At 65.1% G+C, this 12,777-nt stretch carries 13 protein-coding genes; 9 read left to right on the top strand and 4 right to left on the bottom strand.

Translation table 11 applies throughout. From position 1 onward, the window contains the following. Window positions 1-12 precede the first annotated feature (12 nt). From lpxB to AC1RWI_RS04220, 3 genes are read left to right on the top strand one after another with little or no spacing between them, the layout of a single operon-like run. The gene (gene lpxB / locus AC1RWI_RS04230) at window positions 13-1,218 is read left to right on the top strand and encodes a lipid-A-disaccharide synthase (protein ID WP_043346931.1); all 1,206 of its coding nucleotides are present in this window, start codon (window positions 13-15) and stop codon (window positions 1,216-1,218) included. Further along, window positions 1,218-1,928, top strand: a complete 711-nt coding sequence (rnhB, locus tag AC1RWI_RS04225; protein WP_043346928.1) for a ribonuclease HII — start codon at window positions 1,218-1,220, stop codon at window positions 1,926-1,928. The genes lpxB and rnhB overlap by 1 nt, the downstream gene beginning before the upstream one ends. Further along, the gene (locus tag AC1RWI_RS04220) at window positions 1,925-2,707 is read left to right on the top strand and encodes a TrmH family RNA methyltransferase (protein ID WP_043346926.1); all 783 of its coding nucleotides are present in this window, start codon (window positions 1,925-1,927) and stop codon (window positions 2,705-2,707) included. The genes rnhB and AC1RWI_RS04220 overlap by 4 nt, the downstream gene beginning before the upstream one ends. 85 nt (window positions 2,708-2,792) lie before the next feature. On the opposite strand, the gene ppsR is transcribed toward AC1RWI_RS04220, so the two are convergent. Then, the gene (ppsR, locus tag AC1RWI_RS04215) at window positions 2,793-3,704 is read right to left on the bottom strand and encodes a posphoenolpyruvate synthetase regulatory kinase/phosphorylase PpsR (RefSeq protein WP_419188856.1); all 912 of its coding nucleotides are present in this window, start codon (window positions 3,702-3,704) and stop codon (window positions 2,793-2,795) included. Window positions 3,705-3,972: 268 nt separating this feature from the next. Here ppsR and ppsA point away from each other — a divergent pair, with 268 nt between their 5' ends. From ppsA to AC1RWI_RS04200, 3 genes are all read left to right on the top strand, one after another. Next, entirely contained in the window at window positions 3,973-6,357 is a 2,385-nt protein-coding gene (gene ppsA, locus AC1RWI_RS04210; RefSeq protein ID WP_043346923.1) for a phosphoenolpyruvate synthase, read from the top strand. A gap of 154 nt (window positions 6,358-6,511) precedes the next feature. Then, window positions 6,512-6,937, top strand: a complete 426-nt coding sequence (locus AC1RWI_RS04205) for an NfeD family protein (protein WP_043346920.1) — start codon at window positions 6,512-6,514, stop codon at window positions 6,935-6,937. A gap of 73 nt (window positions 6,938-7,010) precedes the next feature. Further along, the gene (locus tag AC1RWI_RS04200; protein WP_043346917.1) at window positions 7,011-7,943 is read left to right on the top strand and encodes an SPFH domain-containing protein; all 933 of its coding nucleotides are present in this window, start codon (window positions 7,011-7,013) and stop codon (window positions 7,941-7,943) included. Window positions 7,944-8,017: 74 nt separating this feature from the next. On the opposite strand, the gene smpB is transcribed toward AC1RWI_RS04200, so the two are convergent. Next, the gene (gene smpB, locus AC1RWI_RS04195) at window positions 8,018-8,470 is read right to left on the bottom strand and encodes an SsrA-binding protein SmpB (RefSeq protein WP_043346914.1); all 453 of its coding nucleotides are present in this window, start codon (window positions 8,468-8,470) and stop codon (window positions 8,018-8,020) included. 238 nt (window positions 8,471-8,708) lie between these two features. On the opposite strand from smpB, the gene AC1RWI_RS04190 reads away from it, so the two are divergent. Together AC1RWI_RS04190 and AC1RWI_RS04185 are read left to right on the top strand one after the other, a co-directional pair. Then, window positions 8,709-9,146, top strand: coding sequence for a type II toxin-antitoxin system RatA family toxin (locus tag AC1RWI_RS04190; protein WP_043351973.1), 438 nt, complete (start codon window positions 8,709-8,711; stop codon window positions 9,144-9,146). Next, complete coding sequence (locus AC1RWI_RS04185) at window positions 9,139-9,486, top strand: RnfH family protein (RefSeq protein ID WP_043346912.1); 348 nt, start codon at window positions 9,139-9,141, stop codon at window positions 9,484-9,486. The genes AC1RWI_RS04190 and AC1RWI_RS04185 overlap by 8 nt, the downstream gene beginning before the upstream one ends. A 29-nt stretch (window positions 9,487-9,515) precedes the next feature. Here the strand turns inward: AC1RWI_RS04185 and AC1RWI_RS04180 are convergent, their stop codons facing one another. Then, on the bottom strand, window positions 9,516-10,097 hold the full coding sequence (locus AC1RWI_RS04180; RefSeq protein ID WP_492864738.1) for a DUF4124 domain-containing protein: 582 nt from the start codon (window positions 10,095-10,097) through the stop codon (window positions 9,516-9,518). A gap of 118 nt (window positions 10,098-10,215) precedes the next feature. Further along, the gene (locus AC1RWI_RS04175; protein WP_150983476.1) at window positions 10,216-11,184 is read right to left on the bottom strand and encodes a DMT family transporter; all 969 of its coding nucleotides are present in this window, start codon (window positions 11,182-11,184) and stop codon (window positions 10,216-10,218) included. 123 nt (window positions 11,185-11,307) lie between these two features. Here AC1RWI_RS04175 and guaB point away from each other — a divergent pair, with 123 nt between their 5' ends. Then, the gene (guaB, locus tag AC1RWI_RS04170) at window positions 11,308-12,771 is read left to right on the top strand and encodes an IMP dehydrogenase (protein ID WP_043346907.1); all 1,464 of its coding nucleotides are present in this window, start codon (window positions 11,308-11,310) and stop codon (window positions 12,769-12,771) included. Window positions 12,772-12,777 lie beyond the last annotated feature (6 nt).

The raw sequence follows: 12,777 nt of genomic DNA, 5'->3' as shown, positions 1-12,777 counted from the left end.
CCGGATACAACCATGGTCGACGGTGTCCTACCGGCCATGGAGGCCACGCCGGTTGCGGCGGGCGCGGGCAATCGCGGCACCATTGCCATGGTGGCTGGCGAGAACTCCGGCGACCTGCTTGCCTCCCTGCTGATGGGTGGACTCAAGGCTCGCCTCGGTGAGGTGAGCTACGCGGGCATTGGCGGCCCCCGCATGATGGCGCAAGGGTTCGAGTCGCAATGGCCGATGGACACCCTCTCGGTCAACGGCTACGTGGAGGTGCTGGGCTCGCTGCGCGAGATTCTCGCCACGCGCCGCGCCATCAAGGAAAAACTGCTGGCGCAGCCGCCGCTGTGCTTTATCGGCGTGGACGCGCCGGATTTCAACTTCGGGCTCGAAGTGCCGCTGCGCCGTGCCGGCATTCCGGTGGTGCACTTTGTCAGCCCGTCGATCTGGGCCTGGCGCGGCGGGCGCATCCGCACCATCGCGCGCGCGGTCGACCACATCCTGTGCCTGTTCCCGTTCGAGCCGGAGATCTACGCCCGGGCCGGGATTCCCGCCACCTATGTGGGCCATCCGCTGGCCGACGTGATTCCGATGGTGCCGGACACGCAGGGCGCCCGCGAGAAGCTTGGCCTGCCGGCCGGGCCGCGCGTGGTGGCCGTGCTGCCCGGTAGCCGGCAGTCCGAGGTGCGCAACCTGGGCGCGACGTTCTTCGCCGCCATGGCGCGCATGCACAGCATGGACGGCAATCTCGCCTTTGTGCTGCCGGTTGCCAGCGCGCCGCTGCGAGAGATCGTCGCGGGCCTGCACCAGCAGTATCCGCAGATCCCGCTGACCGTCATCGACGGGCAGTCTCACCTGGCCATGGAAGCCGCCGACGTGATCCTGCTGGCTAGCGGTACCGCCACGCTGGAGGCCGCGCTGTACAAGAAGCCCATGGTGATTTCGTACAAGGTGCCCTGGCTGACCGCGCAGATCATGAAGCGGCAGGGTTACCTGCCGTATGTGGGCCTGCCCAACATCCTGTCGGGGCGTTTTGTCGTACCCGAATTGTTGCAGGATGACGCCACGCCCGAGGCGTTGGCGCGCGAGACGCTGCTGCAGCTGAACGACGAAGGCAATACCGCGTTCCTGCGGGATCATTTCACCCAGATGCACCAGACGCTTAAACGCAATACCGCCGAGATCGCTTCGGCAGTGGTCGCCGACCTGATCCGGCAGCGGAGGGGCGTGTAATGGCGCGCCGCCCCACAGCCACCGCCAAGGGCGATTCGGCCCAGCTCGGCTTTGACCTGGCCGGCACCGCCGCGCAAGTACGCCTTTTGTGCGGCGTGGACGAAGCGGGCAGGGGCCCGCTGGCCGGCCCGGTCTACGCCGCCGCCGTGGTGCTGGATCCGGCCCGCCCGATCCAGGGCCTGGCGGACTCCAAGGTGCTGACCGCGCGCCGCCGCGAGGCGCTGTTCGACGAGATTCGCGAGCGCGCCCTGGGCTGGCATATCGCCCAGGCCTCAGTGGAAGAAATCGACAGGATCAACATCCTGCATGCCACCATGCTGGCCATGCAGCGTGCCGTGCATGGCCTGGCCGATTCCGGCCTGGAGCCGGACCTCGTGCAGGTAGACGGCAACCGCTGCCCGCAGGTGCGCTTTGCGGTCGAAGCCATCGTTAAAGGCGATGCCAAGGTGCAGGCCATCTCGGCGGCTTCCATCCTGGCCAAGGTGGCGCGTGACCGCGCGTTGCTGGTGCTGCATGGCGCATACCCACAGTACGGCTTCGATGCCCACGCAGGTTACGGCACGCCGCAGCACCTGGCCGCGCTTGCCGAGTTCGGGGCCACGCCGCACCACCGGCGCTCGTTTGCGCCCGTGCGCCAAGCCATCGCGATGGGGCGGATCGCGCCCGTGGGCGCCATCCCGGCGCCAGCATTCCCGGAGCCGCTACTGTGAAACACGTCACATCGCGCGAAAACGCGCTGTTCAAGCACCTCAAGGCACTGACTGGTTCCACGCATGCACGCCGCAAGGCGGGGCAGTCGGTGCTGGATGGCGTGCACCTGGCGCAAGCCTACCTGGACGCGCTGGGCCAGCCGGTGCAGTGCGTGGTGTCGGAGCGGCACTACGATCATGCCGAGGTGGCGCAGCTGCTCAGGCAGATCGAGCCCGAGCGCGTGGTCCTGCTGGCGGATGCCTTGTTCGATCTGGTCGCCGGCGTGGTCAACGGCATCGACCTGATGCTGGTCATCGATACGCCCCGCGGCCACCTGCCGTCGCATATCGACACCGATTGCATCATCCTGGACGGCGTCCAGGATGCCGGCAATGTCGGCTCTATCCTGCGCAGCGCCGCGGCCGCAGGCATCCAGCACGCCTTTCTCGTCACGGGCAGCGCCTTCGCCTGGTCCACCAAGACCCTGCGCGCCGCCATGGGCGCCAATTTCCACCTGAACATTGTCGAGCACTGCACGCTCGACATGCTGGCGCCGCGCCTGGCGGTGCCGCTGCTGGCCACGTCGTCGCACGCGCAGGCAGCTGTGTTCGACACGGACCTGCGCGCACCGGTAGGCTGGGTGGTCGGCAATGAAGGCGCGGGTGTGAGCCCGGAATGGATGGCCAAGGTCAGCCGCACGGTGGGCATTCCCCAGCCGGGCGGGCTGGAGTCGTTGAACGTGGCGGCCGCGACCGCGATCTGCCTGTTCGAGGCGGTGCGGCAGCGCCGTCCTGGTTAAGCCTGCCGCCGCTTCGCAGCCTACTTCGCAGCCCACTTCGCCGCACTGACCGGCCTGCGCGCCCGCCGTGCGGCGTCAGCCTGACTCAATAGTTGCTGTCGCGGTCCACCTTGATTTCCTGCAGGATCGTGGTGGCGATCTCTTCGATCGACTTGTGGGTGGACGACAGCCACTTGATGCCCTCGCGGCGCATCATGGCCTCGGCCTCGTTGACCTCGTAGCGGCAGTTTTCCGGCGCGGCGTACTTGCTGCCCGGACGCCGCTCGTTGCGGATCTCGGCCAGGCGCTGCGGGTTGATCGACAACCCGAAGATCTTGCTCTTGAATGCGTAGAGCGCGGTGGGCAGCTTGCCGCGCTCGAAGTCGTCTGGAATCAGCGGGTAGTTGGCCGCCTTCAGCCCGTACTGCATGGCAAGGTAAAGGCTGGTCGGGGTCTTGCCGCTGCGCGACACGCCCACCAGGATGATATCGGCCTCGGCCAGGTTCTTGTGCGACTGGCCATCGTCATGCGCGAGCGAAAAATTGATCGCCTCGATGCGGTTCTGGTACGCCTCGGTGTCCGCATTCTGGTGAAAACGGCCGATAGCATGGGTGGACTTCAGGCCGAGTTCCTTCTCCAGCGGCTCGATGAAGGTCTGGAACATGTCCAGGATCATGGCCTTGGCGCGGCGAATCGCCTTGTTCGACTCCTGGTTGACCAGGGTGGTGAAGACGATGGGCTGCACGCCTTCCGCGTAGAAGGCCTCGTTGATCTTGCCCACTGCGATGTGCGCTTTCTCGGGCGTGTCGACGAACGGCATGCGCACCTTGCGGAAACGCATCTCGAACTGGGCCAGGATTGAGTGGCTGAAGGTTTCGGCGGTAATGCCGGTGCCATCGGAGACGATAAAGACCGTGCGGATGGCGGGGCGCTCCTCCTCCTTACGCGGTTCCTGGGGGTGCTGCGGCGCAAGTGGCGCGGCGGTAGCGTCGGGCTGGGGAGCGTCGGGGAGGGACATGTATGGACAATTATTTTTGAATCCGCGTTCCGCGAAAGTGCGGTGCGGCACGGTAGAATAGCGGCGATCTTTTCGCTAAGCAATTCCGCCAGCGCTGTTGGCACAACGATTCGGCCACGAATTGTCAACAATGTGCGCTGCAGCAATCACGATCGCACGCCGATTGTGAGCCGCTGGGGCTGTTTAGCCAAGCGATCCGTCCGGTAGCAGAACTCCAACAATATTCCGGGCGTCAGCAACAGGTTTCTTACTTTGTTTTGAGGCTTTTATGAACAACCCGGCAATTGACGGCGCATACCTGCTGCCGTTCGAGCAGTTGCGCAAGGAAGACGTGGAAACCGTGGGCGGCAAGAATTCGTCGCTCGGCGAGATGATCTCGCAGCTGGCCGAGGCTGGCGTGCGTGTGCCCGGCGGCTTTGCCACCACTTCGCTGGCTTTTCGCGACTTCCTCGCCCACAGCAACCTGACCCAACGCATTTCCGATCGCCTGAAGGCCCTCAACGTCGACGACGTCAAGGCCCTGGCCGAAGCCGGTGCCGAGATCCGCAACTGGGTCGTCGAAGCGCCGTTCCAGCCCCGCCTGGAAAAGGAAATCCGCGAGTTCTACGCGCGTGCCGAAGCGCGCGAAGGCGCCGAGGCCTCGTTCGCCGTGCGTTCGTCGGCGACCGCCGAAGACCTGCCGGATGCATCGTTCGCCGGTCAGCAGGAGTCGTACCTCAACGTCAGCGGCATTGACGATGTGCTGGACAAGATCCGCCACGTGTTCGCCTCGCTGTACAACGACCGCGCCATTTCCTATCGCGTGCACAAGGGCTTCGCGCACGACATCGTCGCGCTGTCCGCCGGCGTGCAGCGCATGGTGCGCTCGGATGTGGGCGCTGCGGGTGTGATGTTTACCATCGACACCGAATCCGGCTTCCCCGATGCCGTTTTCATTACCTCCAGCTACGGCCTGGGCGAAACGGTGGTGCAGGGCGCGGTCAACCCGGACGAGTTCTACGTCTTCAAGCCCACGCTGCAAGCGGGCAAGTACCCCATCATCCGCCGCTCGATCGGCTCCAAGCTGATCAAGATGGAATTCACCGCGCCGGGCGAAGCCGGCCGCGTCAAGACCGTCGATGTGCCCATCGAATTGCGCAACCGCTACTCCATCACCGACGCCGATGTGTCGGAGCTGGCCAAGTACGCGATGATCATCGAGAAGCACTACGGCCGCCCGATGGACATCGAGTGGGGCAAGGACGGCCGCGACGGCAAGATCTACATCCTGCAGGCCCGCCCGGAAACGGTGAAGAGCCAGTCCGCCGGCAAGGCGGAGCAGCGCTTCAAGCTCAAGGGCACCGCGCCCGTGCTCACCAGCGGCCGCGCCATTGGCCAGAAGATCGGCACCGGCCGCGTCCGTGTGATCAATGATCCGTCCGAGATGGAGCGCGTGCAGCCCGGCGACGTGCTGGTTGCCGACATGACCGATCCCAACTGGGAACCGGTGATGAAGCGCGCCGCCGCCATCGTGACCAACCGCGGTGGCCGTACCTGCCACGCGGCCATCATTGCGCGCGAGCTGGGCGTGCCCGCCGTGGTCGGCTGCGGTGACGCCACCGACCTGCTCAAGGACGGCACGCTGGTGACGGTGTCGTGCGCCGAGGGCGATGAAGGCCGCGTCTACGATGGTCTGCTGGAAACCGAGGTTACCGAAGTGCAGCGCGGCGAAATGCCGGACATCGACGTCAAGATCATGATGAACGTCGGCAACCCGCAACTGGCCTTCGACTTCTGCCAGATCCCGAACCAGGGTGTTGGCCTGGCCCGCCTCGAGTTCATCATCAACAACAACATCGGTGTCCACCCGAAGGCCATCCTCGACTACCCGCAAGTCGATGCCGACCTGAAGAAGGCCGTGGAAAGCGTGGCCCGCGGCCATGCCAGCCCGCGCGCGTTCTACGTGGACAAGCTGGCCGAAGGCATCGCCACCATCGGCGCGGCGTTCTACCCCAAGCCCGTCATCGTGCGCCTGTCGGATTTCAAGTCCAACGAGTACAAGAAGCTGATCGGCGGGTCGCGCTACGAGCCGGACGAAGAAAACCCCATGCTGGGTTTCCGTGGCGCCTCGCGCTACATCTCCGAAGACTTCGCCGAAGCCTTCGAGATGGAATGCAAGGCCATGAAGCGCGTGCGCGACGACATGGGCCTGACCAACGTCGAGATCATGGTGCCGTTCGTGCGCACGCTCGGCCAGGCCGAGAAGGTCATCGAGCTGCTGGCCAAGCACGGCCTGAAGCGCGGCGAGAACGGCCTGCGCGTCATCATGATGTGCGAAGTGCCGTCCAACGCCATCCTGGCTGAAGAGTTCCTGCAGTACTTCGATGGCTTCTCGATCGGCTCGAACGACCTGACCCAGCTCACGCTGGGCCTGGACCGCGACTCCGGCATGGAGCTGCTGGCCAAGGACTTCGACGAACGCGACCCGGCCGTCAAGTTCATGCTGTCGCGCGCTATCTCCACCGCGCTGCGCCTGGACAAGTACGTTGGCATTTGCGGCCAGGGCCCCTCGGACCACCCGGACTTTGCACTGTGGCTGGCCAAGGAAGGCATCAAGTCGATCTCGCTGAATCCGGATTCGGTGGTCGATACCTGGAAGCAACTGGCTTCCTGAGGCATTTGACGTCACAATAGCGGTACACCGGCCCTGCGCCAGGTGTTCCGAACCCCCGCAGGCGCCCTGGCGCTGCGGGGTTTTTTTTTGGCCGTGGCCAGGACAAACGCAGGTAAGCAGATACGCAGATACGCAGGTAAGCAAGGAGGCAAAGATGGCGCCGTACTACATCTGGTTTGCGCTGGCGGCGGTCCTGGTGATCGCGGAACTGGGGCTTGGCACCTTTTATCTGCTGATGGTAGCGCTGGGCGCGGCGGCGGGTGGCCTGGGTGCGCTGGCCGGGCTTGGCGCAGCCGCCCAGACCCTGCTGGCGGCGCTGGTGGCGCTGGCCGGCTTTGTCGCGCTGCGGCGCTCCCGCTATGGACGCGTGAGGCGCGAGGCGGCGGAGCGCGATCCCAACGTCAACCCGGACATCGGCCAGGAGCTTGAGGTGCCGGCCTGGGGCGACGCCGGGCGGGCACGCGTGCGTTACCGTGGCACCGACTGGGATGTGGAACTCCAGGCGGCCGGCCCAGCAGCGCCCGGGCGTTTTCGCATCGTCGCGGTGCGCGGCAACACGCTCTTCGTCAGCCCGCGATAGTGCAAGGCAGGGCGCGGCCTCGGTTTTCCCTGTTTTTTCAGTTCGTTTTTGTCAACCCCGTCACGGAGGTCCCATGTTCGAATTCTTCGGCAGCCTGCTGCCCCTGCTGATCCTGGTCGCCGTCATCGTGCTGGTGGCGCAAAGCTTCAAGATCGTGCCGCAGCAACATGCCTGGGTGCTGGAGCGGCTCGGCAAGTACCGCGCCACGCTGACGCCGGGGCTGACTGTCGTGCTGCCCTTCATCGATCGCGTGGCCTACAAGCATGTTCTGAAGGAAATCCCGCTCGATGTGCCGAGCCAGATCTGCATCACCAAGGACAACACGCAATTGCAGGTGGACGGCGTGCTGTATTTCCAGGTGACCGACCCGATGAAGGCATCCTACGGGTCCAGCAATTTTGTGGTGGCTATCACCCAGTTGTCGCAGACCACGCTGCGCTCGGTCATCGGCAAGCTGGAGCTGGACAAGACCTTCGAGGAGCGCGAGTACATCAACCATAGCGTGGTCAATGCGCTGGACGAGGCCGCCGCGAGTTGGGGCGTGAAGGTGCTGCGCTACGAGATCAAGGATCTCACGCCACCCAAGGAAATCCTGCATGCGATGCAGGCGCAGATTACCGCCGAGCGTGAAAAGCGCGCGCTGATCGCCGCGTCGGAAGGCAAGCGCCAGGAGCAGATCAACCTGGCCACGGGCGCGCGCGAGGCCGCCATCCAGAAGTCCGAAGGCGAGCGGCAGGCCGCCATCAACCGGGCGCAGGGCGAGGCCTCGGCGATCCTGGCGGTGGCGGAGGCCAACGCGCAGGCCATCGAGAAGATCGGGCATGCCATCCGCACGGACGGCGGCATGGAGGCGGTGAACCTGAAGGTGGCGGAGGAGTACGTGAGCGCCTTCGGCAATCTGGCCAAGCAAGGCAACACGCTGATCGTGCCGGGCAACCTTGGCGACATGAGCACCATGGTTGCGTCGGCGCTGCAGATCGTCAAAGGCCAGCAGAAGGGGGCTTGAAGCGAGGGAGCTTGAAGCGCAAGCCTTGCACAGAGGAGGCAGTCTGCGGCTTGCCGCCGCGCTGCCTCGGTCTTTTACTCCTTGCCCGCGCCCTTCATGATGCGCGCCTTCTCCCGCTGCCAGTCGCGGTCCTTCTCGGTCTCGCGCTTGTCGAACAGCTTCTTGCCCTTGGCCAGGCCGATCTCGCATTTGACGCGTCCGCGCGTGTAATGCAGGTTGAGCGGCACGATCGTGAAGCCGCGCTGCTCCACCTTGCCGATCAGGCGCTTGATCTCTTCTGCCTTGAGCAGCAGCTTGCGGGTGCGCACCGCGTCGGGCGAGACGTGGGTGGAGGCGCTGTGCAGGGGGCTGATATGGGCGCCGATCAGGAACAGCTCGGCGTCGCGAATGACCACGTAGCCTTCCTTGATCTGCACGCGTCCCGCACGGATCGCCTTGACTTCCCAGCCTTCGAGCACGATCCCCGCCTCATATCGCTCTTCGATGAAGTAGTCGAAAAAGGCTTTCTTGTTTTCTGCGATGGTCATGCGGTCCGGATAGTGGAAATGGAGATAAGTAAAACGAACACCAAAAAACGAAGGGGGAAGACGCTGCAGGGCCGTGCAAGCCCATCAAGCCGCGGTTTGGGTGCTATCGTGCGCGCCCTGGGTGCCGTCGGCGCGCGCGTGGGCTAAAATCGGGATTCTAGCAAACCGGCCCGCTCCGGTGGATTCCGCAGTGCGTCATGCGCTGGCGGCGCCTGCGCGGGCCATGATTCCCCACTACATGGCAGACGTCCATAAATCCGTGCTGCTCGGCCATTCCGCCGAGCAGATGTACAACCTGGTCACGCAAGTCGAGGACTATCCCAAGTTCCTCCCCTGGTGCGGGGGCGTGGAGGTGTTCGAGCAGACCGAGACGATGCTTGACGCCAAGATCTACATCCACTTCAACGGCATCAAGCAGTATTTCCACACCCGCAATACGCAGGAGCGGCCCACCAGGATCGATATGGTGTTCGAGGACGGCCCCTTCAAGACCTTCAGCGGTTCCTGGCGCTTCACGCCGCTGCGTGAGGATGCCTGCAAGATCGAATTCCACCTGCACTACGAGTTTTCCAGCTTCCTGCTGGAGAAAATCATCGGGCCGGTGTTCAGCATGATCGCCAACACGTTTGTCGATGCGTTCGTCAAGCGTGCCGAAATGGTCTACGGCAATGGCTGAGCACGACGCCGGCACCGCGGCCCCGGTGCGCATCACGGTTTGCTATGCCCGCCCTGGCGACGCCTTCCTGAAGGAGGTCGAGGTGCCCTGCGGCACCAGCATTGTCGCCGCGATCGCGGCCTCGGGCCTGCTACAGGCTTGTCCGGAGGTGGATCCCGCCACCATGCGGGTCGGCATTTTCAGCAAGCTCAAGACGCCGGACACCCTGGTGCGGGCCGGCGACCGCGTCGAGGTCTATCGCCCGCTGGTGGCCGATCCCCAGTCGGCCCGCAACCGGCGCGTGCAAAAGACCCGCAAGGGCGGCACGCGCGAAGGGCTGAAATGGCTGCGTGGCGGCTGAGCGGCCCCGGTGCGGCGTTGCAAAGGCGCTCAGGTGCAGTTTTGCTCGAGCGTGGCGTTGACGCGCTGCAGTTCGGCCTGCCGCTCATCATCGTTCAGTTGCTGCGGCGAGCCGTCTGGCGCTGACACGGCAATGCGGCGGTTCTGCTGCAGGGACATCGCATAGTTGCGCGATTGCGCGCAGCGCGCCTGGCGCTCCTGCGCAGCCAGGTCCTTGGCGGCCTGGTCCGCTTCGGCCTTCGCCTGCGCGGCGCGGCGTTTCTCGAAGGCTTCCTCGGCACTTGCCACCGACTCTTTTTTCGCGTTGCCATTGCCCTTTGCGCCCGGCGCCGGCGCAGCCTGGGTGGCGGCGGCAACGCCTGCAGGGCCGGCTGCCGCGGCTGGCGAGCCGCCCGGCGGCTCGACCGGGCGCAAGCTGCCGGCAAAGCGTCCGGGTGCCTTGATCACGCTGGCGGCAGGCACCGAGGGCGGCGGCGGCACGTCGCTGTAGACCATGCGGCCGCTGCCGTCGCGCCACTGCCATTGCGAATCCGCCTGGGCGGTGGTTGCCTGGCACAGGCAGGCGAGGGCGGCCAGCGTGGCGAGCTTGATGTGCGCGGTCGATCGTTTCATGGCTTAGCGTGTTGGGGCAGCCTGCGGTGAGAGTGAGTGCGGCGGCAGGGCGTGCAGGGCTGGAACCCCGCTGTGCGAGTGACTCGCGCGCCCTTGGCTGCCGGGATTGGCCGCTAGTTTAGGCAGACTTGTCGACCGCGTGCAAGCGAACCGACCAGGCCACGCCAATCATGAGCAGCGCGATGGCCGCGATCTCCAGCGGGCGCGGCAGGCGATGGTCGAAGACAAAGCCGTACGCCAGCGCGAACAGCGTCTCGAATACGATCATTTGCCCCGAGAGCGTAAGCGGCAGGCGGCGGCTGGAGATATTCCAGAGGTTGTTGCCGATCAGTGACGCACCGAGCGCCACGGCCGCGTTGACCATCCAGAACCACTGCCAGTCACGGCCGCCGCTGGCCGCATCCAGGCTGTCGCCGGCCACCAGCCAGCCCAGCAGCGCCAGCAGCGCAAGCACCACCGACACCACGCCGGTGGAGATGCCATACAGCGCGGACCATTCATTGCCGCTGTACTGCGGGTTGCGCTGCAGGTAGCGTGCGTTGTCGACCGCGTAGAGCGTCCAGCACACCAGCGCGCCGGCCGCGCACATCACGCCGGCCAGCCGTTGCCAGACCGTGCGCACCGCCTCGCCCGCGGCAGCACCGTGCGCATGTCCGCCGCCGGCGAACAGGTCGATATTGATGCAGGCGATGCCGGCGGCCACCACCAGCAGCGGCCAGATCAGGCGCGACAACGGCACGGCGCCATGGTCGCGCCGGCCCATGATGGTGACGGAGATGGGCAGGATGCCGATGATCAGCGAGGTGGGGCCCACGCCGGCCAGTTGCACGCCGAACGCCAGCAGCACGTAGTACAGCAGGTTGCCGGTGAAGGCCTGGCGCAGCAGCGCAAGGCAGTCCGCGCGCGTGAGCTTGCGCGCAATGCGCTTCATCAGCGGCAGCGCGGCGATGAAGGCGACCAGCCCATAGGCCAGGTAGCGGCCGATCGCGAGTTCCCAGGGCGAGAATACGGGCAGCAGCTTGGGGGCGATAAACACCATGCCCCAGAAGGCGCCGGCCAGCAGGCCGCACAGTACGCCAATACCCATCGTGGCTTGCCTATCCCTGAAAAAAAGACAAAGAGCATAGCAGACTTGAACAAGGGCACTCGCAGGCGCGTCAAGAAACGTGCCATTCCTGTATAATTCGGTTTTGCGCCTAGAGGAATTGCTATGCGTCTTGTCCAGAAAGCACTCACATTCGATGACGTGCTCCTCGTGCCGGCCTATTCGTCGGTACTGCCCCGGGATGTTTCGCTCCGTACCCGCCTGACCCGTTCGATCGAACTGAACATTCCGCTGGTATCCGCCGCCATGGATACCGTCACGGAAGCCCGCCTGGCAATTGCCATGGCGCAGGCCGGTGGTATCGGCATTGTCCACAAGAACCTGAAGCCGGCCGACCAGGCGCGGGAAGTGGCGCGCGTGAAGCGCTACGAATCCGGCGTGCTGCGTGACCCGATCACCATTCCCCCCGACATGAAGATCCGCGATGTGATTGCACTATCACATCAATACGGCATCTCCGGTTTCCCGGTGGTGGAAGGCAAGACCGTGGTCGGCATCATCACCAACCGCGACCTGCGTTTCGAGGAAGAGCTGGACGCGCCCGCGCGCGCCAAGATGACGCCGCGCGAGAAGCTCGTCACGGTGGGCGAAGACGCATCGCTGGAAGACGCCAAGCGCCTGATGAACCGCCACCGCCTGGAGCGCGTGCTGGTCGTCAACAAGGACTTCGAGCTCAATGGCCTGATCACCGTCAAGGACATCCAGAAGGCAGTGGAACATCCGCTGGCCAGCAAGGATGACCGCGGCCAGTTGCGCGTCGGCGCCGCAGTCGGCGTGGGCCCTGACAACGACGAACGCGTGGACCTGCTGGTCAAGGCCGGCGTGGACGTGATCGTGGTCGATACCGCCCACGGCCACAGCCAGGGCGTGCTGGACCGTGTGCGCTGGGTCAAGCAGAACTACCCGCAAGTGCAGGTGATCGGCGGCAACATCGCCACCGGTGCAGCCGCGCGCGCGCTGGTCGATCATGGCGCCGACGGCGTCAAGGTCGGCATCGGCCCGGGCTCGATCTGCACCACCCGTATCGTCGCTGGCGTGGGCGTGCCGCAGATCACCGCGGTATCCAACGTGGCCGAAGCCCTCAAGGGCACCGGCGTGCCGCTGGTGGCCGACGGCGGCATCCGCTACTCGGGCGACATCGCCAAGGCACTGGCGGCTGGCGCGCATGTGGTCATGATGGGCGGCATGTTCTCCGGCACCGAAGAGTCGCCGGGTGAAGTCTTCCTGTACCAGGGTCGTTCCTTCAAGAGCTACCGCGGCATGGGTTCGGTCGGCGCGATGAAGGACGGCGCGGCGGATCGCTACTTCCAGGAAGACAACACCGCCAACGTCGACAAGCTGGTCCCCGAAGGCATTGAAGGCCGCGTGGCCTACAAGGGCTCGGTCACTGCCATCATCCACCAGATGTGCGGCGGCGTGCGTGCCTCCATGGGTTACTGCGGCAGCAGCTCGATCGCCGACTGGCACGAGACGTCCGAGTTCGTGCAGATCACCGCCGCGGGCATGCGCGAGTCGCATGTGCACGACGTGCAGATCACCAAGGAAGCGCCGAACTACTACATCGAGTAAGTCGAT

It is taken from the genome of Cupriavidus sp. MPR-AND1C, from assembly GCF_058809705.1.
Note: the sequence above shows the minus strand (reverse complement) of the source record. Positions and strands in the feature narration are given on the sequence as shown.

What these genes read in the sequence shown, in the direction of transcription:
- ppsR (WP_419188856.1), bottom strand. Translation starts at nt 3,704, where the DNA reads ATGTCCCTCCCCGACGCTCCCCAGCCCGACGCTACCGCCGCGCCACTT.
- AC1RWI_RS04200 (WP_043346917.1), top strand. Translation starts at nt 7,011, where the DNA reads ATGTTCGAATTCTTCGGCAGCCTGCTGCCCCTGCTGATCCTGGTCGCC.
- AC1RWI_RS04205 (WP_043346920.1), top strand. Translation starts at nt 6,512, where the DNA reads ATGGCGCCGTACTACATCTGGTTTGCGCTGGCGGCGGTCCTGGTGATC.
- AC1RWI_RS04175 (WP_150983476.1), bottom strand. Translation starts at nt 11,184, where the DNA reads ATGGGTATTGGCGTACTGTGCGGCCTGCTGGCCGGCGCCTTCTGGGGC.
- AC1RWI_RS04190 (WP_043351973.1), top strand. Translation starts at nt 8,709, where the DNA reads ATGGCAGACGTCCATAAATCCGTGCTGCTCGGCCATTCCGCCGAGCAG.
- smpB (WP_043346914.1), bottom strand. Translation starts at nt 8,470, where the DNA reads ATGACCATCGCAGAAAACAAGAAAGCCTTTTTCGACTACTTCATCGAA.
- lpxB (WP_043346931.1), top strand. Translation starts at nt 13, where the DNA reads ATGGTCGACGGTGTCCTACCGGCCATGGAGGCCACGCCGGTTGCGGCG.
- guaB (WP_043346907.1), top strand. Translation starts at nt 11,308, where the DNA reads ATGCGTCTTGTCCAGAAAGCACTCACATTCGATGACGTGCTCCTCGTG.
- AC1RWI_RS04180 (WP_492864738.1), bottom strand. Translation starts at nt 10,097, where the DNA reads ATGAAACGATCGACCGCGCACATCAAGCTCGCCACGCTGGCCGCCCTC.
- rnhB (WP_043346928.1), top strand. Translation starts at nt 1,218, where the DNA reads ATGGCGCGCCGCCCCACAGCCACCGCCAAGGGCGATTCGGCCCAGCTC.
- AC1RWI_RS04185 (WP_043346912.1), top strand. Translation starts at nt 9,139, where the DNA reads ATGGCTGAGCACGACGCCGGCACCGCGGCCCCGGTGCGCATCACGGTT.
- ppsA (WP_043346923.1), top strand. Translation starts at nt 3,973, where the DNA reads ATGAACAACCCGGCAATTGACGGCGCATACCTGCTGCCGTTCGAGCAG.